17 protein-coding genes are annotated in these 21,444 nt (G+C 68.3%); 15 read left to right on the top strand and 2 right to left on the bottom strand.

The window, feature by feature from the left end:
* Positions 1-148: 148 nt before the first annotated feature.
* From U6958_RS23140 to U6958_RS23105, 8 genes are all read left to right on the top strand, one after another.
* Positions 149-2,320 carry an acetate--CoA ligase family protein gene (locus U6958_RS23140; protein ID WP_074922969.1) on the top strand — a complete coding sequence of 724 codons (2,172 nt, stop codon included), beginning with the start codon at positions 149-151 and terminating at the stop codon, positions 2,318-2,320.
* Positions 2,321-2,426: 106 nt separating this feature from the next.
* Positions 2,427-3,797, top strand: coding sequence for an MFS transporter (locus tag U6958_RS23135; RefSeq protein ID WP_017405759.1), 1,371 nt, complete (start codon positions 2,427-2,429; stop codon positions 3,795-3,797).
* On the top strand, positions 3,794-5,584 hold the full coding sequence (locus U6958_RS23130) for an acyl-CoA dehydrogenase (protein ID WP_074922970.1): 1,791 nt from the start codon (positions 3,794-3,796) through the stop codon (positions 5,582-5,584). The genes U6958_RS23135 and U6958_RS23130 overlap by 4 nt, the downstream gene beginning before the upstream one ends.
* A gap of 109 nt (positions 5,585-5,693) precedes the next feature.
* Entirely contained in the window at positions 5,694-6,158 is a 465-nt protein-coding gene (locus U6958_RS23125; protein WP_043789709.1) for a MarR family winged helix-turn-helix transcriptional regulator, read from the top strand.
* A gap of 61 nt (positions 6,159-6,219) precedes the next feature.
* Positions 6,220-7,065, top strand: coding sequence for a prolipoprotein diacylglyceryl transferase (lgt, locus tag U6958_RS23120; RefSeq protein WP_223275185.1), 846 nt, complete (start codon positions 6,220-6,222; stop codon positions 7,063-7,065).
* A gap of 209 nt (positions 7,066-7,274) precedes the next feature.
* Positions 7,275-8,720 (top strand): malonyl-CoA decarboxylase, encoded by a 1,446-nt coding sequence (locus U6958_RS23115; RefSeq protein WP_016445189.1) that lies wholly within the window; start codon positions 7,275-7,277, stop codon positions 8,718-8,720.
* A 96-nt stretch (positions 8,721-8,816) separates the two neighbouring features.
* Entirely contained in the window at positions 8,817-9,815 is a 999-nt protein-coding gene (locus tag U6958_RS23110) for a tripartite tricarboxylate transporter substrate binding protein (RefSeq protein WP_074922971.1), read from the top strand.
* Positions 9,816-9,921: 106 nt separating this feature from the next.
* Positions 9,922-11,076, top strand: a complete 1,155-nt coding sequence (locus U6958_RS23105) for an esterase-like activity of phytase family protein (RefSeq protein WP_074922972.1) — start codon at positions 9,922-9,924, stop codon at positions 11,074-11,076.
* A gap of 12 nt (positions 11,077-11,088) precedes the next feature.
* Here U6958_RS23105 and U6958_RS23100 read toward each other — a convergent pair whose 3' ends face one another.
* The gene (locus U6958_RS23100; protein WP_074922973.1) at positions 11,089-11,805 is read right to left on the bottom strand and encodes a GntR family transcriptional regulator; all 717 of its coding nucleotides are present in this window, start codon (positions 11,803-11,805) and stop codon (positions 11,089-11,091) included.
* Between the two features lie 39 nt (positions 11,806-11,844).
* Here U6958_RS23100 and U6958_RS23095 point away from each other — a divergent pair, with 39 nt between their 5' ends.
* The 4 genes from U6958_RS23095 (at position 11,845) to U6958_RS23080 (ending at position 16,698) form a co-directional block, all read left to right on the top strand.
* Positions 11,845-12,594: an enoyl-CoA hydratase/isomerase family protein gene (locus U6958_RS23095; RefSeq protein WP_074922974.1), complete on the top strand. Its 750-nt coding sequence runs from the start codon at positions 11,845-11,847 to the stop codon at positions 12,592-12,594.
* A 182-nt stretch (positions 12,595-12,776) separates the two neighbouring features.
* Positions 12,777-13,745, top strand: coding sequence for a tripartite tricarboxylate transporter substrate binding protein (locus tag U6958_RS23090; protein WP_016453082.1), 969 nt, complete (start codon positions 12,777-12,779; stop codon positions 13,743-13,745).
* A gap of 168 nt (positions 13,746-13,913) precedes the next feature.
* A complete protein-coding gene (locus U6958_RS23085; protein WP_074922975.1) occupies positions 13,914-15,101 on the top strand; it encodes a CaiB/BaiF CoA-transferase family protein in 1,188 nt (395 codons plus the stop codon).
* A 43-nt stretch (positions 15,102-15,144) separates the two neighbouring features.
* Positions 15,145-16,698, top strand: coding sequence for a malonyl-CoA synthase (locus U6958_RS23080; protein ID WP_074922976.1), 1,554 nt, complete (start codon positions 15,145-15,147; stop codon positions 16,696-16,698).
* A gap of 108 nt (positions 16,699-16,806) precedes the next feature.
* Here U6958_RS23080 and U6958_RS23075 read toward each other — a convergent pair whose 3' ends face one another.
* The gene (locus U6958_RS23075) at positions 16,807-17,250 is read right to left on the bottom strand and encodes a universal stress protein (protein ID WP_016445196.1); all 444 of its coding nucleotides are present in this window, start codon (positions 17,248-17,250) and stop codon (positions 16,807-16,809) included.
* Between the two features lie 116 nt (positions 17,251-17,366).
* On the opposite strand from U6958_RS23075, the gene U6958_RS23070 reads away from it, so the two are divergent.
* The 3 genes from U6958_RS23070 to ccoN all read left to right on the top strand — a co-directional run bounded on the left by U6958_RS23070 (position 17,367) and on the right by ccoN (position 21,442).
* Complete coding sequence (locus tag U6958_RS23070; RefSeq protein ID WP_047327124.1) at positions 17,367-19,802, top strand: cation-translocating P-type ATPase; 2,436 nt, start codon at positions 17,367-17,369, stop codon at positions 19,800-19,802.
* Between the two features lie 2 nt (positions 19,803-19,804).
* On the top strand, positions 19,805-19,942 hold the full coding sequence (ccoS, locus tag U6958_RS23065) for a cbb3-type cytochrome oxidase assembly protein CcoS (RefSeq protein WP_013803228.1): 138 nt from the start codon (positions 19,805-19,807) through the stop codon (positions 19,940-19,942).
* Positions 19,943-20,005: 63 nt separating this feature from the next.
* Entirely contained in the window at positions 20,006-21,442 is a 1,437-nt protein-coding gene (gene ccoN, locus U6958_RS23060) for a cytochrome-c oxidase, cbb3-type subunit I (RefSeq protein WP_016445198.1), read from the top strand.
* The last annotated feature ends 2 nt before the right edge of the window (positions 21,443-21,444 follow it).

Genomic DNA, 21,444 nt, shown 5'->3' with positions numbered 1-21,444 from the left:
CCCCTCTCTAACTCGCTTCGCGAGGGAGGGGGACGACACCCTCAGTGCGGGGCGGCGCGGCCGGCTTAGGCCCTTCCTCGGTGTCCCTCGCTTGGGCAGCGTCCACCACGCGCGGTAGGCCTCCCAGCTTTAATCATTGGAGACAAGAATGACAACGACAGAGATGGCGGCCGCCGTGCGGCCCGACATCGGCAGGCTGCTGAGGCCGCGTTCCATCGCCATCGTCGGCGCCTCGGCCACGCCGGGTGCGCTGGGCGCATCGGTGCTGGGCAATCTGGAGCGCAACGGCTTCGCTGGCGACATCCACCTGATCAATCCCAAGCGCAGCGAGATCGCCGGCCGGGCCTGCCTGGCTTCGGTGGACCAGCTGCCCGAGGGCGTTGACGTGGCCGTGCTGGCCATCCCCCAGCCCTTTGTGCTGGACACGGTGCGCGCGCTGGCGGCGCGGCGCGTGGGCGCGGTGGTGATCTTCTCGGCCGGCTTTGCCGAGGCAGGCGAGCGCGGCATGGCCGAGCAGCGCGAGATCGCACGCATCGCCGCCGAGGCCGGCATGGTGGTGGAGGGCCCCAACTGCCTGGGCTGCATCAACTACCTGCAGCGCGTGCCGCTGACCTTTGTCGAGGTGAATATCGACGCGCAGCAGGTCGATGCCGCGCGGCCCGCCATTGGCGTGGTCTCGCAAAGCGGCGCCATGATGACCGTGCTGTGCACCACGCTGGCCAGCCGCGCGCTGCCGCTGTCGCACGCCATCTCCACGGGCAACGAGGCCGCCAGCCATGCCGAGGACTATGTGGACTTCCTGCTGGAGGAGCCTTCCACGCGCGTGGTCGCCATGATCGTCGAGCAGTTCCGCCAGCCCGGGCGCATTCTGGCCGCCGTGGCCCGTGCGCGCAGCCTGGGCAAGTCGGTGGTGCTGCTGCATCCGGGCAAGAGCAGCGCGGCGCGCGCCTCGGCCGCCACGCACACCGGCGCCATGGCCGGCGACTATGCGCTGATGCGCACCAAGCTGGAACGCGCAGGCGCCGTGTTTGCCGAGACACTGGAGGAGCTGGGCGACATCGCCGAGATCGCCATCCGCTGCCCGGTGCTGCCATCGGCTGGTGCAGCCGGTGCAGCAGCTGCAGCTGGAGTTGCCGTGCTGGGCGAGTCCGGTGCCTTCAAGGCGTTGACGCTGGACTGGGCCGAGGAGCTGGGCCTGGCACTGCCCGCCATCGGCGACGACGACTCGCCCGCGCTGCGGGCTGCGCTGCCCGATTTCGTGGGCGTGAGCAACCCGCTGGACCTCACGGCCCAGGGCCTGGTCGAGCCGGACCTGTATTTCCGCACGCTGGATGCGCTGTTTGGCGATGCGCGCTTTTCCACCATCATCGTCGGCCTGATCCAGGGCGACCCGGTGACCTGCGGCATCAAGATGCCGCCCGTGCTGCGCGCCGTGCGCGAGCTGCGGCCGGCCAAGCCCGTCATCGTGGCGGGCCTGGACGAGGGCGCGGCCGTGCCTGCCGAGTTCATCGCCGAGATGCGTGCGCTGGGCGTGCCGTATTTCCCCAGCACCGAGCGTGCCCTGCGCGCCGTGCAGCGCCTGACCGCCTTCAGCCAGCGCAGTTTCGAGTGCACCGATGCCCAGCCCGTCGCGCTGGCCCTGCCCGCAGGCCGCACGGTGGTGCCCGAGTACGAATCCAAGGCCGTGCTGGCCCAGGTCGGCGTGCCGTTTGCGAAGGGCCGCCTGGCCACCTCGGCCGAGCAGGCCGTGGCGATTGCGGCGGAGATCGGCTGGCCCGTGGCGCTCAAGGCGCAGTCGGCCGACCTCAGCCACAAGAGCGATGCAGGCGGCGTGATCCTGAACATTGCCGATGCGCAGGCCATGGGCGAGGCCTGGGGCCGGCTGCATGCGAATGTGGCCGCCTATGACAGCGCCATTGCGCTGGACGGCGTGCTGGTCGAGGCCATGGGCCGGCGTGGCCTGGAGATGATCATCGGCGCGCGCAACGATCCGCAGTGGGGTCCCGTGATCCTGGCGGGCCTGGGCGGCGTGACGGCCGAGATCATGCGCGACGCGCGCCTGCTGGACGCCGACCTGTCCACCGGCGAGGTGCTGCGCGAGCTGGACCGCCTGCAGGGCGCGCCGCTGCTGCACGGCTACCGTGGCGCCCCGGCGCTGGACCGCCAGGCGCTGGCCGAACTCATCGTGCGCCTGGGCCAGGTGCTGCGCGGCACGCCGGCCATCCGCGAGATCGACCTCAACCCGGTCATCGTGCTGCCCGAAGGGCAGGGCGTGGTCGCGCTCGATGCGCTGATGCTGGTCGAGCACAGCGCCGGCTGATGCCCGCGCAAGGGCTGGCGCGGCGCGCCGGCCCTTTTCATGCGCAGCCCTGTCTCGCTTTCCCGCTTTCTTTTTTCCGCTTTCCCTTCCTCCACAGGAGGTCTCCATGAGCCTGCCTTACCCGCCGGGCCGCGTGTCCACGCCCGCGCCGGCCGAGTCGAACGGACTCGGCTATGCCTACTACGTCACCATCATCCTGCTGCTGGCCTACACCCTGTCCTTCGTGGACCGCCAGATCCTGGGCCTGCTGGTGCAGCCCATCAAGAAGGATCTGCAGCTGTCGGACTGGGTCTTCAGCATCGTCCACGGCTTTGCCTTCGCCATCTTCTACACCTTCGTCGGCATCTTCCTGGGGCGCCTGGCCGACCGCTGGAACCGCCGCAACCTCATCGTCATCGGCATGGCGATCTGGGTGGTGGCCACGGCGGCGGGCGGCTATGTCACGGGCTTCGTCTCGCTGTTCGTGGCGCGCATGTTCGTGGGCGTGGGCGAGGCGGCACTGTCGCCGGCGGCCTATTCCATGCTGGCCGACTACTTCCCGCCCGAGCGCCGCGCACGCGCCATGAGCATCTACACCTCGGGCGTGTACATCGGCTCGGCCACGGCCTTCATCGTGGGCGGCCTGGTCATCCAGGCCACCAGCCAGGCCGGCGAGGTGGTGTTCCCGCTGCTGGGCAGCTTCAAGCCCTGGCAGGCGGCCTTCATCTTCGTGGCCCTGCCCGGCATTCCGCTGGTGGCGCTGATGTACACCGTGCGCGAGCCGCTGCGCCGGGGCCTGCAGGCCCGGGCCGCGTCCGCCAAAGTGGCCGCGCCCGCGGGACCGGCGCCCGACCTGTCCCATGTGTTGCGCAACAAGCGCGCCTTCCTGCCGCTGCTGCTGGCGCCGGGCATCACGGCCATGATCACCTTCGGCGTCACGGCCTGGCTGCCGGCCACCTTCATCCGCCAGTGGGGCTGGACGCCCGGCGAGATCGGCCCGGCCTACGGCGTCATCATCCTGACCTTCGGCATTGGCGGCATGCTGCTCAGCGGCTTCCTGGCCGACTACCTCACGGCGCGCGGCAAGCAGGTGGGGTCGATCGTCATCTCGCTGGTGGCCACCGGCGTGCTCGTCATCACCGGCCTGGTGCTGGCCTTTGCGCCCACGCCCACGGTGGCCCTGGTGGCCGTGGCGGCCACCACCTTCTTTCTGGGCATGCCGGTGGCGCTGGCGCCGCCGATCCTGCAGGCGGTCACGCCCAACCAGCTGCGCGGCCAGGTGACTTCCATCTACCTGCTGCTGATCAACCTGATCGGGCTGGGCCTCGGTCCCTTCCTCGTGGCCTTTTTCACGGACTTCGTCTTCCATGACGAAAAGCTCGTGGGCCTGTCGCTGGGCCTGGTGTCCGCACTGGCCGCGCTGCTGTCCGTGCTGTGCCTGGCCAGCGCCATCGGTCCCTACCGCCGCCTGGTCGCGGCCACGGAGGGCCGGGCATGAGCGCGCAGGCATCACATTGCTCGCACTACCAGCCGCCGCTGCAGGACATCCGCTTCGTCCAGCAGCACTGGCTGGGCGCCGAGGGCGACTGGCGCCGCATGCCGGCCCACGAAGCCCTGGACCAGGAGACGGCCGACATGGTGGTCGAGGCGGCCGGGCGCTTTTGCGCCGACGTGCTGGCCCCGCTCAACGGCCCGGCCGACCTGCAAGGCTGCCGCCTGGAGCAGGGCAGGGTGCGCACGCCCGACGGCTTTCCCGCCGCCTATGCAGCCTTCGTGGAGGCAGGCTGGCCCGCACTGGCCTGCGCCCCCGACGCTGGCGGCCAGGGCCTGCCCCAGCTGCTGGACGCCGCGCTGCACGAAATGCTGGCCTCGGCCAACCATGGCTGGACCATGTATCCGGGCATCCTGCACGGCGCCTATGCCTGCCTGCACGCGCATGGCGACGAGCACCTGCGCGCCACCTACCTGCCCCACATCGTCAGCGGCCGCTGGCTGGCCACCATGTGCCTGACCGAGCCCCAGGCCGGCTCCGACCTGGGCCTGCTGCGCAGCCAGGCCAGGCCCCGGAGCGATGGCAGCTACAGCCTGGACGGCAGCAAGATCTTCATCTCGGGCGGCGACCAGGACATGAGCGAGAACATCGTCCACCTGGTGCTGGCGCGCCTGCCCGATGCGCCTGAGGGAACGCGCGGCCTGTCGCTGTTCCTGGCGCCGCGCGGCATTCCCCGGGACGACGGCAGCTTTCTGCCCAACGCCATCTACTGCGACGGCATCGAAAAGAAGATGGGCATCAAGGGCAGCGCCACCTGCGCCATGCGCTTCGAGGGCGCGCAGGCCTGGCTGGTGGGCCAGCCCCACCAGGGCCTGGCTGCCATGTTCGTGATGATGAACTCGGCCCGCCTGCACGTGGGCCTGCAGGGCCTGGGCCATGCCGAGATGGCCTGGCAGCTGGCGCGCGCCTATGCGGCCGAGCGACGCCAGATGCGCGCCCAGCCCCGGCCCGCCGATGCGCAGGGCCCCGCCGACCCCATCGCCCTGCAGCCAGCCGTGCAGCGCATGCTGGCCGACCTGCGCGTCTGGACCGAAGGCATGCGCGCCATTGCAGGCTGGGTGGCGCACCAGCTGGACCTGGCCGAACAGGCGCCGGATGCCGAGGAGCGCGCCCAGTCCCATGCGCTGGCCTCGCTGCTCACGCCCGTGGTCAAGTCCTTCTTCACCGAGCGGGGCTTTGCGCTGGCCAGCGAGGCTCTGCAGGTCTTCGGCGGCTACGGCTATGTGCACGAGTACCGCATCGAGCAGACGCTGCGCGATGCCCGCATCGCCATGATCTACGAAGGCACGAACCAGATCCAGGCGCTGGACCTGCTGCAGCGCAAGGTGGCCTCCAGCGGCGGTGCCGCGCTGGCGCCGCTGCTGAAGGTGCTGCGTGAAGAGGCCGATGCCTGCGACGCCGCGGGCATGGAGACCGGCTTTGCAGGCGCGCTGCGCAGCTGGGCCGAGCGCATGCAAGCGCTGACGGGCGAGCTGTGCACCGGCGCTGCCGGCGACAGGCAATTGCTGGCGCGTTGTGCCGAGGACTACTTGCGACTGGTCGGCACGCTGTGCATGGCCTTTGCCTGGGCACGCGCGGCGCGCGTCAGCCTGCCGCTGGCCGATCCGGCGCTGCGCCGCTCCAAGGCGGACAGCGCGGCCTGGTTCCTTGCGCATGGCCTGCTGGATGCGGAGCACTGGCTGCGCCGTACCGAGGCCGCTGCCCGTACGCCGCTGCCAGCCGCCGTGGCTTGAGCGGGCTGCCGGGGCTTTTATGATGGAACGCCGCACCAGCCCTGCAGAACCGCAGGCGCCGGTGCGGCCTTGCTTCGTTGCGCCTTCTTCCTCTTCCGGATCCGTGTCCATGGACAGCTCCTTCGAACCCGCCGTCGACCAGTCGCGCCTGCAGCGCTTTCTGGGCTACCGCCTCACGCGCGCGGAAATCCACATCCACAAGCTGTTTGCGCGGCGCGTGGCCGAACTGGACCTCAAGCCCAGCGAGTTCTCCATCCTGGTGCTGATCCACTCCAATCCCGGCATCTACCTGCGCCAGCTGGGCGAGGCGCTGGACATCTCGCCCTCCAACCTGGTGCCCGTGGTCGAGCGCCTGGTGCAGCGCGGCCTCATCGGGCGCCAGCCCGATCCGCGCGACCGCCGGCTGCAGCAGCTGCACCTGACGGACGACGGCAGCGCACTGCAGGCGCGGGCCGAAGGCGTGGTGGTGCAGCTGGAAGACGAACTGGAGCAATTGCTCACCGCCACCGAGCAGCGCCATCTGCTGTCTGCCCTGGACAAGCTCACGGCCATCCAGGAAGGCCCGCAAGGCTGAGCGGGCGGGACGCCATCTTTCCAACCCCTGGCCGGCGCCGGCCATGCGGCGCTGCGGCACAATGCCGACCATGCTGATGTACCCGCAGATCGATCCCGTGGCCCTGCAGATCGGGCCCCTCGCCGTGCACTGGTACGGCCTGACCTATCTGGCCGCCTTCGGCCTCTTCCTCTGGCTGGGCACGCGCAGGCTGCGCCACCCGCCCTTCGTGCGCATGCAGGGCGACCGCGCCTGGACGCGCAAGGACGTGGAAGACATTCTTTTCCTGGGCGTGCTCGGCGTGGTCGTCGGCGGGCGGCTCGGCTACTGCCTGTTCTACAAGCCCGGCTACTACCTCAGCCATCCGCTGGAGATCTTCTACGTCTGGCAGGGCGGCATGAGCTTTCATGGCGGGCTGATCGGCGTCATCGGCTCCATGGTCTGGTTCGCGCGCTCGCGCGCACGCTCGTGGCTGGAGGTGGCCGACTTCGTCGCGCCCTGCGTGCCCACGGGCCTGGCGGCGGGCCGTGTCGGCAACTTCATCAATGGCGAACTGTGGGGCCGCTTTGCCAGCCCCGAGCTGCCCTGGGCCATGGTCTTCCCGCAAAGCGGCTCCATGCTGCCGCGCCATCCTTCGCAGGTCTACCAGTTTCTGCTCGAAGGCCTGCTGCTGTTCGTGCTGCTGTGGCTGTATGCACGCAAGGAGCACAAGCCGGGCCAGGTGGCGGCGGTCTTCCTGACCGGCTATGGTGCCTTCCGCTTCATTGCCGAGTACTTCCGCGAGCCTGACGACTTCCTGGGCCTGCTGTCGCTGGGAATGAGCATGGGCCAGTGGCTATGCGTGCCCATGGTGATCGGCGGCATTGCCATGTGGCTGTGGGCGGCGGGGCGTCCGGCCTATCCGGCCCATGCGGGCAAGCCGGCCTGAACCTGGCTGGACACAATGCGAAGCGGGCCCTGGGCCCGCTTTCTTTTTGGCGTGGCGCGCGCGTGCTGGGGATTGCCCGAAGACAAGAACGCGACATCGGCGTACACGCGCTGGCGTACAGACTCCCATAATGTGAGCAGCAAGGGATTGTCATTGGCCCGTTGGCGGCATGACAGTCCCGTGACCGCTTGATATGGAGGAGTGTCTGAATGGGTCTGGCTACCGACTGGATTGCCCGCAATGTGTCCCGCTTTCGCAGCACCGAGGCCGCTGCGCCTGCAAAAAAGGCCGAAGGCGATGCAGCCAAGGCTCCCGCGCCGCGCGGCACGGCCCAGCGCCTGCAGGCCACCCTGCGCCGAGGCCAGGAAGTGCTGTCCCCGCGCGAGTTGCGCAAGCTCATGGAAGACCTGCAGGCTGCCGCCGACGCAGCGCTCAGCGATGTCGAGGGCGGCCGCCACGCGCAGCAGCTGATGGACTGGTATGCCCAGGCCGAGCTGCCGGCGCGCCAGGATTTCTGGGCGCTGATCGTCGAGCAGTTCGGCCCCGACACCGACGCCTTGATGACCGCACGCAAGCGCTATGACACGGCCACCAGCGACGCCGAGCGCGGCCATGCCGAAATGGATCTGCGCCGCGCGCTGATGTCGCCGCGCACGCGGCTGCTGCAGCGGTTTGCCCAGCCCCAGGGCGGCATGGGCTTTCTGGTGGACCTGCGTGCCGAACTGCTGGCCCTGCCCAAGGCGGAGCAGCAGCGCTTTTCCGCGCTGGATGCCGAGCTGGAGCATCTGTTTTCCACCTGGTTCGACGTGGCCCTGCTGGAGCTGCGTCGCCTGAGCTGGGACTCGCCGGCCTCGCTGATCGAAAAGCTCATCCAGTACGAGGCCGTGCACGACATCCGCAGCTGGGCCGATCTCAAGAACCGCCTGGACAGCGACCGCCGCTGCTACGGCTTCTTTCACCCCCGCATGCCCACCGTGCCGCTGATCTTCGTGGAGGTGGCGCTGGTGGACAAGATGTCCGACAGCATTGCCCCACTGCTGGACGAGACCGCCGCAGCCTCCGACCTGGGCCGCGCCACCACGGCCATCTTCTACTCCATCAGCAACACCCAGACCGGCCTGCGTGGCGTGAGCTTCGGCGACTCGCTGATCAAGCATGTGGTGGAGACGCTGACGGGCGAATTCCCCCGGCTGCGCCATTTCGCCACGCTGTCGCCCATTCCGGGCCTGCGCGCCTGGATCGCCAAGCACGGCGACGCCATCCTGGAGAAGATGGACGAGCGCCAGCGCAAGGCCTTCGAGCTCAAGGCGGGCGGCATGGGCGCCGAGCACCTGCTGGCGGCGCTGGATGCGCCGCAGGATCTCAAGCCCGACGCGCCTGTGCGCCGCGCCCTGCTGTTTTGCGCTGCCCACTATCTGGGGCGCGAGACGGCCAAGGGCCGGCCGCTGGACCCGGTGGCGCGCTTTCACCTGGGCAACGGCGCGCGCGTGGAGCGGCTCAACTGGGCGGCCGACCTGTCGGCCAAGGGACTCAAGCAGTCGCTGGGCCTGATGGTCAACTATCTCTACGACCTCAAGCGCCTGGACAAGCATCGCGGCCTGCTGGCGCAGGGCCGCATACCGGTGTCCTCGGACATCGAAGCCCTGTGCAAATGAAAAGGGGCGCGGCGCAGGCCGTGCCCCTTTTCTTGCACAGGGATTGCTGCGCCTGACAACGAAGACAGCCTCAAAGAGGCGACAAGGAGACAAGTCATGCAAGCTTCCCACCCCACGGGGCGGCGCGCGGTGTTGCGCGCGGCCGGGGCCTCGATGGCCGCGCTGGCCCTGCCCATGGCAGCCCGCGCCGCGGCGGACTGGCCGTCCAAACCCGTGAACCTGGTCGTGCCGTTTCCGGCCGGCGGGGGCACCGATGCCTTTGCCCGGCCGTTCTCGGCCCAGTTCGCCAAGAGCGCGGGCAAGACCCTGGTGATCGACAACCGTGGCGGCGCAGGCGGCACCCTGGGCGCCAGCTACGCGGCCAAGCTGGCGCCGGACGGCTACAACTTCTTCATGGGCGGCACCCACCATGTGATTGCGCCGTCCATGTACCCCCGCCTGGACTATGACCTGGAGCGCGACTTCGTCGCGCTGGCCCTGCTGGCCAGCGTGCCCCAGGTGCTGGTGGTCAACCCGCGCAACGTGCCGGGCAAGACCGTGCAGGAGCTGCTGGCCGACCTGCGCAAGCGGCCGGGCAAGCTCAACTACGCATCGGCGGGCGCGGGCACATCGCACCATCTGGCCGGAGAGCTGTTCAAGCTGCAGACCAATACCTTCATCACCCACATTCCCTATCGGGGCGCAGGCCCGGCGCTGCAGGACCTGATCGCCGGCAATGTGGACATGATGTTCGACGGCCTGGGCTCCTCGGCCCAGCACATCAAGAGCGGACGCATCCGTGCGCTGATGGTCTCGGGCGACAAGCGCAACCCCGCCTTCCCCGACGTGCCCTGCGCGGCCGAGTCCGGCCTGCCCGACTACACGGTCACGACCTGGTACGGCCTGTGGGCGCCCAAGGGCACGCCGCAGGCGGTGCAGGCCCAGGTCATCGACCATGTGCAGCGCATAGGCTCGGCCGAAGAGATCAAGTCCATCTGGGCGCGCAACGGCGCCGACTACGGCGGCATGAATCAGCAGCAGTTCGCGGCCATGGTGCATGGCGAGATCGCGCGCTGGGCCCAGGTGGTCAAGGCCTCGGGCGCCAAGCTGGAGTAGCGGACGAGGGGCGGGGGCAGGGCGGCGGCATGCGCGTGCATGTCACCACCCTGTCACGGGCCTTGGCTACGGTCCATCCCTTCTGAGATCCATCCTGGGAGGGAATATGAACAAGGCAGACAAGGTCCGCTCGCCCGCATCCGTGCTGCTCGCGCTGGTCCTGGCTTTCGGCACGGCCACGGGCCTGGCAGGCTGCGGCGGCAGCGACGACGGCCCCGAGACCATCGGCTCGCTGCGGCTGATCGGCGACTACAGAATCAAGACCAAGACACTGTTCGACGGCGTGGAGTTCGGCGGCATCTCCGGCCTGGACCGCGCGCCCGATGGCAGCTACTGGGCCATCTCCGATGAGCGCGGCGGCGAGCGCGGCACGCCGCGCTTCTACAACCTGGGCATTCAGTTCGATGACAAGGCCATCCAGGCCGTGACCATCCGCAAGATGGTCACGCTCAAGGGCCGCGACGGCCAGCCCCTGCCCGGCACGCGCCGCACCGTGGACCCCGAAGGCATCCGCGTGGCGCCCAACGGCAACCTCTACGTGTCCAGCGAGGGCAACTTCAGCACCGACCCCGCCAGCCTGTTCCAGCCCTTCGTGCGCGAGATCAGGGTGGACGGCAGCTTCGTGCGCGACTTCGAGACGCCTGCGGCCTTCAACTACGTGGACAACACCACCAGCGGAGGGCGCAACAACAAGCTGTTCGAGGCCCTGGCCGTCACGCCCGACGGCAGCGTGTTCACGGCCAACGAGGATGCGCTGGTGGAAGACGGCCCCCTCACCACGCTGGCGGCGGGCAGCGTGGTCCGCGTCCTCAAGCTCGATCCGGCCACGGGCAAGTCCGGCGCGCAGTACGCCTACCAACTGCCGAAGATTCCGCTGGACAAGGCCGCCAGCGGCAGCTTTCCGCCGGACAACGGCCTGCCCGAGCTGCTGGCGGTCTCCAACCACGAGTTCATCGCCATCGAGCGCGCCTTTGCCGACGGCGTAGGCAACACCATCCGCCTGACGCGCGCCACCATCGAGCCGGACACCACCGATGTGCGCAGCTTCAAGAGCCTGGTCGGCGCCAGCTACAAGCCCATGAAGCGCGACCTGCTGCTGGAGATGCCCGTGACCTACCAGGGCGTCAAGCTGGACAACATCGAAGGCATCTCCTGGGGCCCGCGCCTGGCCAACGGCAACCGCACCCTGGTGCTGGTGGCCGACAACAACTTCGCGGAAAACCAGGTCACGCAGTTCCTGGCCTTCGAAGTGCGGCCCTGAGCCCTCTTCGGGCTATCTCGGTTTGCGCGGGCGTTCATAGCCTGCGCTTGCGGGCGCGCCCAGCACCATGTCGGTGAAGGCGCTGCCGCCTGCGCAGATGTGCTGGCGCATGGCCTCGGCGGCCACCTCCGCCTGGCCCGCGCAGATCGCAGACACCACGGCCACGTGCTCCTGCTGCGAGCGCGCCAGGCGGCCCGGCTTCTCGAACATCCGGCCCCGGTAGGGCGTGATGCGCAGCCGCAGCAGCCGGGTCTGTTCCACGATGAAGTCGTTGCCGCTGGACTCGTATATCAGTTCGTGCAGCTGCATGTTGGCCTGCACATAGCCTTGGGCATCCTGCGCCTGGGCGCAGGCGGCGGTGTGCGCCAGCGCCGCCTGCAGCCGCTCGCGCAGCTGCGCATGGATGCGCGTGGCGGCCAGCCGGGCCAGCACGCCTTCCAGCTCGGCCAGGCCTTCCATCATGGCCACCAGCTCGCGCGCATCCAGGCGCCGCACATAGATGCCCGAGCGCGGAACGATCTCCACCAGCCCCTTGGCCACCAGCAGCAGCAGCGCCTCGCGCACGGGCGTGCGCGAGGCGCCGAAGCGCTCGCACAGGGCCGGCTCGTCGATGGCATCGCCGGGCTGCATGGCGCCTGAGCGCAGCTCGTCTTCCAGCGATTGCCGTATACGCTCCTGCAGGCTGGACGTGGCCGGGGTTTTCTCCAATGGCTGCTTGGCTGGAAGCATTTTCTAATTCAAATATATCTGATTGACTGACTGATACATATGACGCCCAGACTCGACATCCAGGATCACCTGGCCACCATCACGCTGCAGCGCCCCGAAGCGGCCAACAAGCTGGCCCCCGAAGACCTGGGCACGCTAGTCGCGCATGTGGAGCTTATCAACCGCCGCGACGATGTGCGCGTGGTGGTGCTGCGCAGCGAGGGCAAGTACTTTTGCAGTGGCTATGATATATCAGAGATCCAAGGCAGCCAGACCGAGGGCAGCAGCTTCGGCGAGATGGTGGACGCCATCGAGCAATGCTGCGCCGTGACCGTGGCCGCCATCCACGGCGGCGTCTACGGCGGTGCCACCGACATGGCCCTGGCCTGCGACTTTCGCGTGGGCAGCACGGCGGCCGAAATGTTCATGCCGGCCGCGCGCCTGGGCCTGCATTTCTACGCGGGCGGGCTGGAGCGCTATGTCTCGCGCCTGGGCCTGGACACGGCCAAGCGGCTGTTCCTGACCTGCGAGCGCATCCAGGCCCCGGAGATGAAGGCCTGCGGATTCCTCACCCATCTGGCCGAACCCGCCGCCTTCGACGCGGCCGTGGCCCAGCTCACCGGCACGCTGGCCGCCATGGCGCCCATCCCTTTGTTCGGCATGAAAAAGCACCTGAACCTGATTGCGCGCGGCCGCCATGACGTGGCCGAGATCACGCGCGAGGTGCAGCGCAGCATCGCCTCCGAAGACCTGCAGGAAGGGGGCCGGGCCTGGCGCGAGAAACGCAGCCCGGAGTTCAAGGGGCGCTGAACCGCATCCTCCCGCATACACGCAGATTGCCCGTGGTGCTGCCTACCGCCCACAGCCCACGGAACCGGCGCGGCCCAACCCGGGGACACCGAGGAAGGACCGCTCCCGCACCGAGGGTGTCGTCCCCCTTTGGGGGAAGGCGCGCAGCGACTCAGGGGGTATCAATAAAGAGGAGACAAGCCATGTTCAAGCGTTTTGCACTGTCGTTGCTGCTGGCCGGATTGGCCGGTGGCGCGATGGCCCAGTCCTATCCCGCCCGGCCCGTCACGCTGGTCGTGGGATTTCCGCCCGGCGGCGGCGCCGACGCGGTGGCGCGCATCGTGGCCGACAAGGTCGGCAAGATCCTGGGCCAGCCCCTGCTGGTGGACAACCGCCCGGGCGCCGGCACCACGCTGGCCTCCGAGCATGTGGCGCGTGCAGCGCCCGACGGCTACACGCTGCTGCTGGGCAGCGCCAACATCTATGGCTCGGACCAGCTGCTCTACAAGAGCGCGCGCTATGAAGGCGCGCGCAATTTCACGGGCATCACGCGCTGGAGTTCGGCCCCCATGCTGCTGGCCGTGCGCAAGGATTTTCCGGGCCAGAGCGTGGGCGATCTGGTGGCGCTGGCGCGCAGCCAGCCCGACAAGCTCAGCTATTCCTCCTCGGGCGCAGGCGTGATCACGCACCTGGCCACGCTGTCGTTTGCGGGCGCCAGCGGCGGCCTGCGCATGCTGCATGTGCCGTTCAAGGGCGGGGCGCCATCGATACAGGCCGTGGCCGCTGGCGATGTGGACCTGACCTTCGGCACGCCGCCCTCGGTGCTGCCGCTGGCCCAGGCGGGCAAGCTGCGAATGCTGGCCGTGAGCACGGCCGAACGCTCGCCGCTGTTCCCCGATCTGCCGGGCATGAAGGAGTCCGGCGTGCCGGGCTTTGACTACACGTTCTGGTTCGGCCTGTTCGCCCCGGCGGGTCTGCCCGAGGACGTGGCGAAGAAGCTGTTCGATGCCAGCACCAAGGCGCTGGAAGACCCCGATGTGAAGGCCAGGCTGGCCAAGCAGGGCAATCTGGCCGCGCCCTCGGCATCCCTAGAGGAATTCCGTGCCTGGGCCCTCAAGGAAGGGCAGGAGTCCAAGGCCCTGACCCAGCGTTCCGGCGCCGGGCTGCAGTGAGACCCCCCCCCCTGAGGCGCCACGCGCCTTCCCCCTCTCGCTTCGCGGGGGCGACGACACCCTCGGTGCGGGGGGGCGGCCCTTCCTCGGTGTCCTGGTCTTGGGCCCCGCCGGTCCCATGGGTTGTGGGTGTCGCGTCAAGCAATAGATAACGATATGGAAATCCCTATGAATGAACAAGCCACGGGCCTGCCGCTGCAAGGCCTTACCGTCATCGACCTCACGCGCGTGCTGGCCGGCCCCATGTGCACGCAGATGCTGGCCGACCTGGGCGCGCGCGTGATCAAGGTGGAGCAGCCCGGCACGGGCGACGATGCGCGCGGCATCGGGCCGTTCGTGGACGGGGGCTCGGCCTATTTCCTCTCGGTCAATCGCAACAAGGAGTCGATTGCGCTGGACCTCAAGCAGCCCCAGGACCGCGAGGTCTTCGAGCGCCTGCTGCAAGGCGCCGATGTGCTGGTCGAGAACTTTCGCCCCGGCACCATGGACAAGCTCGGCTATGGCTGGGAGACCCTGCATGCACGCCATCCCCGGCTGGTGATGACCTCGGTCTCTGGCTTTGGCCAGACGGGTCCCTACAGCGGCTTTCCCGCCTACGACATGGTGGTGCAGGCCATGAGCGGCATGATGAGCGTGACCGGCCACCCGGACGCCGGGCCCTGCCGCGTGGGCGTGTCCATCGGCGACCTGGGCGCGGGCCTGTACGCGGTCATCGGCACACAGGCGGCCTTGATGCGCCGCTCGCGCACGGGGCAGGGCGAGCGCGTCGATGTCTCCATGCTCGACTGCCAGGTGGCCTTGCTGGAAAACCCTGTGGCCCGCCTGGGCGCGCTGGGCAGCGTGCCGGGGCCAATCGGCACGCGGCATCCCTCCATGGCGCCCTTCGATGTGTTCGAGGCGCAGGACGGCTGGTTCGTCATCGCCGTGGGCAGCGATGCGCTGTTTCGCAAGCTCTGCGGCCTGCTGCAATTGCCCGAACTGGCGCAGGACGCGCGCTTTGTCGGCAACGCGCAGCGGTGCGAGCACCAGGCCGAGCTCAAGGCCGCGCTGCAGGCGCGCCTGCGGGACAGTCCCAGGGCGCATTGGCTGGGGTTGCTCACTGATAATGGCATCCCGGCGGGGGAGTACAACAGCGTGGCCGACATCGTCGAGCACCCCCAGGTGCGCGAGCGCGGCATGCTGGCCCAGGTGCAGACCCCCAGCGGCCAGACGCTGCGCGTGGCGGGCAATCCCTTGCAGGCCTCGCTCTGCCAGCCCCTGGTGCGCAGGCAGCCGCCCGCGCTGGACGCGGACCGCGAGCGCATCCTGCGCGAGCTGTCCGTGGCGCCGCCTTCGCCAATCCATGAACGTGCCTGAGATTTCCCGGTCCCCAGCGGATTCTTCCTTCTTCTTCACAGCCATGACCAACCGCAATCTGTTCGCTGCCTTGCGCGCCGCCTTTCCCCAGGATCTGCAAAAGTGGGCCGTAGAGGCCATAGGCGCTGACGGCGCCAGCCTGTTCTACAGCTGGGCCGACCTGGACCGTGGCAGCGCGCGCATGGCCAACCTGCTGCAGTCACTGCAGCTGCCGCCCGCCAGCCGCATTGCCGTACAGGTGGACAAATCGGTGGAAGCGCTGATGCTCTACCTGGCCACGCTGCGCAGCGGCCATGTCTTTCTGCCGCTGAACACCGCCTACCAGGCCGCCGAGATCGAGTACTTCGTGGGCAATGCCGAGCCCGCCGTCGTGGTCTGCACGCCGGCCAATTTCGGCTGGGTGTCCAAGATCGCCTTCACCTCGGGCGTGGCCCATGTCTACACCCTGGGCGACGACCGCAGCGGCACGCTGCTGGAGCGCGCCGCCCACCATGGCGACGAGCAAGAGGTGGTGGAGCGCGGCGAGGACGATCTGGCCGCCATCCTCTACACCAGCGGCACCACGGGCCGCAGCAAGGGGGCGATGCTCACGCACGGCAACATGCTGTCCAACGCCGAGACGCTCAAGGACTACTGGGGCTGGCAGGACGGCGACGTGCTCATCCACGCGCTGCCCATCTTCCATGTGCATGGCCTGTTCGTGGCCATCCATGGCGCGCTGCTCAACGGCAGTCCCATGATCTGGCTGGCCAGGTTCGAACCCGGCACGGTGATCTCGCGCATGCGTGATGCCACCGTCTTCATGGGCGTGCCCACGCTCTACGTGCGCATGCTGGCCGATGCGCGGCTCACGCGCGAGGCGGCGGCCCACATGCGGCTGTTCATCTCGGGCTCGGCACCCATGCTGGTGGAGACGCACCGCGACTGGCAGGAGCGCACCGGCCACGTCATCCTGGAGCGCTACGGCATGAGCGAGACCATCATGCTGACCTCCAACCCCTACCGTGCCGATGGCCGCAACGGCGGCCAGTCCGAGCGCCGCGCCGGCACCGTGGGCTTTGCGCTGCCCGGTGTGGGCGTGCGCATCGTGGACGACGCAGGCCAGCCGGTGGCCGTGGGCGAGATCGGCGACATCCAGGTGCGCGGCCCCAATGTGTTCAAGGGCTACTGGCGCATGCCCGAGAAGACGGCCGAGGAGTTCACGGCCGATGGCTGGTTCCACACGGGCGACGTGGGCAAGCTCGACGAGCGGGGCTATGTGAGCATCGTGGGCCGCAGCAAGGACCTGATCATCTCGGGCGGCTACAACGTCTATCCGGCCGAGATCGAAGGCTTCATCAACGAGCTGCCCGGCGTGGCCGAAAGCGCCCTGGTCGGCGTGCCGCACCCCGACTTCGGCGAGGTGGGCGTGGTGGTGGTGGTGCCGCGTCCTGGCGCTTCGCTCGAGCCCCAGGCGGTGGTCGATGCGCTCAAGGGCCAGCTGGCCAATTTCAAGATTCCCAAGCGCTGCTTCGTGGTGCAGGAGCTGCCGCGCAACACCATGGGCAAGGTGCAGAAGAATCTCCTGCGCGACCAGCACAAGCAGTTGTTCGCCTGAGTGGTCGCCAAGGCGCGGGTCGCGCCCTGGCCTGATTGAAAAAGCAAAAGGCATCGGCGCCGCCGATGCCTTTTTTTGTGCAGCGAAAGCCGAAGCTGCCGCTACCCTTCAGCGCAGTACCAGCACGGGAATGTGGGTGTGCGTGAGCACATGCTGCGTCTCGCTGCCCAGCAGCAGGCGCTGCAGGCCCTTGCGGCCGTGCGAGGCCATGACGATGAGGTCGCAGTCGCGGCGCTTGGCCACGTCGATCACGCTTTCGGCCACCAGGTCGGACTTGACGATCTCCGTGGTCACGTGGACCTTGAGCGCCTGGCCCTTGGCGTGGATGGCATCCAGCACGGTCTGCGCGTTGGCCGTCCACTGGCCTTCGATGCGTTCGATCTGCTTGAGATCCACGGTTTCGCCGCCTTCGAAGTAGCTGCGCGGGTAGTGCTGGACCACCTTGACGACGATCACGCTGGCGCCGCACAAAGCGGCAAGGCCCAGGCCGCTGTCCACGGCCTTGTCGGAAAGCTCGGAACCGTCGGTGGCGATCAGGATGCGGTTGTACATGCGTGCTCCTTTCGTGTGTGCTGATGGGTGGGACGAAGTCAGCATAGACCCAACCATGAGTTAACGGTTGATTAATGTCAATACGCTTATCATGCCCCCCGATTACGCTAAGAACCATGCCCCACACCATTGCAGCCCCATCCAGCGAGGCGGCGGTGGCGGCGCCTGATTCAGGTCTCTCGCCCTCGCAGCAGGCCACGGCCCGGCTGCTGGATGATCCGCAGGAGTGGAGTTCGTTCGGACGGCCCGCAGGCCCCGCAACTCCCGCCGACCCTTCCAAAGAACCCACCGATTTCCCCGCCTGGGATTCGCACGTCGTTCTGGAGGGCATGCACTGTGCCGCATGCGCGCTGACCATCGAGGATGCGCTGCGGGCCGTGCCCGGGGTGGAGAAGGCCGAAGTCAGCGCAGCCACGCGCCGCGCGCGAGTCACCTGGCGCCACGAGCAGGTGCTTCCATCCCAGTGGATGGAGGCCGTGCGGCGCGCCGGCTACCAGGCGCTTCCTGCACGCGATGCCTTTGCGCGCGAGCGCCGCCAGGCCGAGAGCCGCCGTGCGCTGTGGCGCTGGCTGGTGGCCGGCTTTTGCATGATGCAGGTGATGATGTATGCGTGGCCCGCCTACGTGGCCCGCCCCGGCGACCTGTCGCAGGAGATGGAGACGCTGCTGCGCTGGGCCTCCTGGGTCATCTCGCTGCCCGTGGTGCTGTTTTGCTGTGGCCCCTTCTTCTCCAGCGCGCTGCGCGACATACGCCAGCGCCGCGTGAGCATGGACCTGCCCGTGGCGCTGGGCATGCTGATCACCTTCGTGATCAGCTCGCTGGGCACCTTCGATCCTTCGGGGCCCTTCGGCGAGGAAGTCTTCTACGACTCGCTGACCATGTTCGTCTTCTTCCTGCTGTCCGGCCGCTGGCTGGAGCTGCGGCTGCGCGACCGCACGGCCGGTGCGCTGGAAGCCGTGATGAATCGCCTGCCCGATGCCGTGCTGCGCGAGAACGCGGCCGGCCACTTCGAGCGCGTGGCCACGCGCCGCCTGCGTGCCGGCGACCTGGTGCGCGTGCTCAGCGGCGAGGCCTTCCCGGCCGACGGCACCATCGTGCGCGGCCGCACCCATGCCGACGAGGCCCTGCTCACGGGCGAGTCCACGCCCGTGCTGCGTGCCGAGGGCGACAGCGTCACGGCCGGCAGCTACAACCTGGACGCCGTGGTCGATGTGCGCGTGGACGGCGTGGGGGCCGACACGCGCTTTGCCCAGATCGTGGGCCTGATGGAAAGCGCCTCGCTGCAAAAGCCGCGCCTGGCCCAGCTGGCCGACAAGGTGGCGCGGCCCTTCCTGGTCGTGGTGCTGCTGGCCGCGCTGGGTGCTGCCATCTGGTGGTGGCCCACCGATCCCGGCAAGGCCATGATGGTGGCCGTGGCCGTGCTCATCGTCACCTGCCCCTGCGCGCTGTCGCTGGCCACGCCCGTGGCCATGCTCACGGCCGCCGGCACGCTGGCGCGCAGCGGCGTGCTGGTGCGCAACCTGCAGGGCCTGGAAGCGCTGGCCGCCGTGGACACCCTGGTGTTCGACAAGACCGGCACGCTCACACGCGACGGCCTGGCGCTGTCCTCGTTCGAGCCTGCGCGCGGCGAGGATGCCGACGAGGTGCTGGCGCTGGCGGCGCTGCTGGCGCGCCAGTCCATGCACCCGGCCTCGCGCGCCATCGCGCAGGCCGGCGCCCATGCCGCGACGCACTGGAAGCTGGACACCATGCAGGAAGTGGCAGGCCTGGGCCTGGACGCCTGGGTGCAGGGCCCGGGCGGACGCCGCCATCTGCGCCTGGGATCGGCCCTGCATGCGGGCGTGGCGGGCGAGCAGCCCGTGCAGGGCGTGTTGCTGGCCGAGCAGACCGAACAGGGCTGGCATACGCTGGCGCGCTTTGTACTCAGCGAGGACGTGCGGCCCGAGGCCGCCGCCGTCGTGCAGGCGCTCGGGAAGCAGGGCATCGCCGTGATGCTGCTGTCCGGCGACCGCGAGGACGCCGCACGCGCCATGGCGGCGCGCGTGGGCATCACCCAGGCCCACGGCGGCTGCAGCCCGCAGGACAAGCTGGAGCGGCTGCAGCAGGCGCAGGCAGCCGGCCACCATGTGGCCATGGTGGGCGACGGCCTCAACGACGGCCCAGTTTTAGCTGGAGCGCATGTCTCTTTTGCTTTTGGTAGAGCAGTGCCGCTGGCACAATCGCGCGCAGATTTCGTTGTTCTGGGCGACAGCCTGGAACTGGTGCTCCAGGCATGTCTGTTGTCGCGCCGCACACTGCAGGTGGTGCGCCAGAACATGGCCTGGGCTGCCGCTTACAACGCGGTGTCGATTCCACTGGCCCTGGCGGGCTTCATGCCTGCCTGGGTGGCCGGCCTGGGAATGGCACTGAGTTCGCTGCTGGTGGTGCTCAACGCCGCGCGCCTTGCGCGCAGCCTTCCACTGGCCTTGACGAATCACACGGGCACGCCTGCTGCGCCCGCAGCGTCCGTCACCATGCCGACGGGCTCCACCGCAACGGTGGGGAGGTTCTGACTATGGACATTCTCTATTTACTGATCCCGCTGTCGGTGGTGCTTGTGCTCGCCATCCTCGCGGCCCTGTGGTGGGCCGTCTATCGCGGGCAATTCGAGAGCGTGGAACAAGAGGGCGAACGCATTCTTCGGGACGATTGACGTGGGTCAACACGCCCGACAGCGAAGAAAGTAACACTTTGATAGCAATCTAAGGGGTGCACGATGGATAGTTCAAATAACAACGCTGTCTATTACGACGATACCGTCGTAAGGCAGTTCTCTATCATGGCCGTCGTCTGGGGGGTGGTGGGCATGGCTGTCGGGGTGTTGATCGCCTCGCAGCTGGCCTGGCCGGAACTCAACTTCGGCATTCCATGGCTGAGCTACGGACGCCTGCGTCCGCTGCACACGAACGCCGTGATCTTTGCCTTTGGCGGATCGGCGCTGTTCGCAACCAGCTACTACGTGGTGCAGCGCACCTGCCAGACGCGGCTGTTCATGCCCAAGCTGGCCAGCCTGACCTTCTGGGGCTGGCAGATCGTCATTCTCGCCGCCGCGATCAGCCTGCCGCTGGGCTACACCCAGGGCAAGGAGTACGCCGAGCTGGAGTGGCCGATCGACCTGCTGATCGCCGTGACCTGGGTCTCGTATGCCATCGTGTTCTTCGGAACCATCGGCATCCGCAAGGTCCGTCACATCTATGTGGCCAACTGGTTCTTCGGCGCCTTCATCATCGCCGTGGCGCTGCTGCACATCGTCAACAGCGCGGCCATTCCGGCCGGCTGGATGAAGAGCTACTCGGCCTACGCCGGCGTGCAGGACGCCATGGTGCAGTGGTGGTACGGCCATAACGCCGTGGGCTTCTTCCTGACCGCAGGCTTCCTGGGCATGATGTATTACTTCATTCCCAAGCAGGCTGGCCGTCCGGTCTACAGCTACCGCCTGTCCATCGTCCACTTCTGGGCGCTGATCTTCACCTACATGTGGGCGGGTCCTCACCACCTGCACTACACCGCGCTGCCCGACTGGACGCAGTCCGTGGGCATGGTGTTCTCGCTGATCCTGCTGGCTCCCAGCTGGGGCGGCATGATCAACGGCGTGATGACGCTGTCGGGCGCATGGCACAAGCTGCGCGACGATCCCATCCTGCGCTTCCTGATCGTGTCGCTGTCGTTCTACGGCATGTCCACGTTCGAGGGTCCGATGATGTCCATCAAGACCGTCAACGCGCTGTCGCACTACACGGACTGGACCGTGGGCCACGTTCACTCGGGCGCCCTCGGCTGGGTGGGCCTGATCACCATGGGCTCGCTGTACTACCTGATCCCGCGCCTGTTCGGCAAGACCAAGATGCACTCGGTGGGCGCCATCGAGCTGCACTTCTGGATGGCCACCATCGGCATCGTGCTGTACATCGCCGCGATGTGGATCGCCGGTGTGATGCAGGGCCTGATGTGGCGCGCCGTCAATCCCGATGGCACGCTGACCTACACCTTCGTCGAAAGCGTCAAGGCCAGCTATCCGTTCTACGTGATCCGCGTGGCCGGTGGCCTGCTGTACCTGGGCGGCATGCTGGTCATGCTGTGGAACACCTGGAAGACCGCGATCTCCGGCCGTTCCGTGAAGGTGGCCGTGCCTGCCGTCGTGGCCCACGCCTGAGC

It is taken from the genome of Delftia lacustris (genome assembly GCF_040267515.1).
Lineage (GTDB): Bacteria > Pseudomonadota > Gammaproteobacteria > Burkholderiales > Burkholderiaceae_C > Comamonas > Comamonas tsuruhatensis.
Note: the sequence above shows the minus strand (reverse complement) of the source record. Positions and strands in the feature narration are given on the sequence as shown.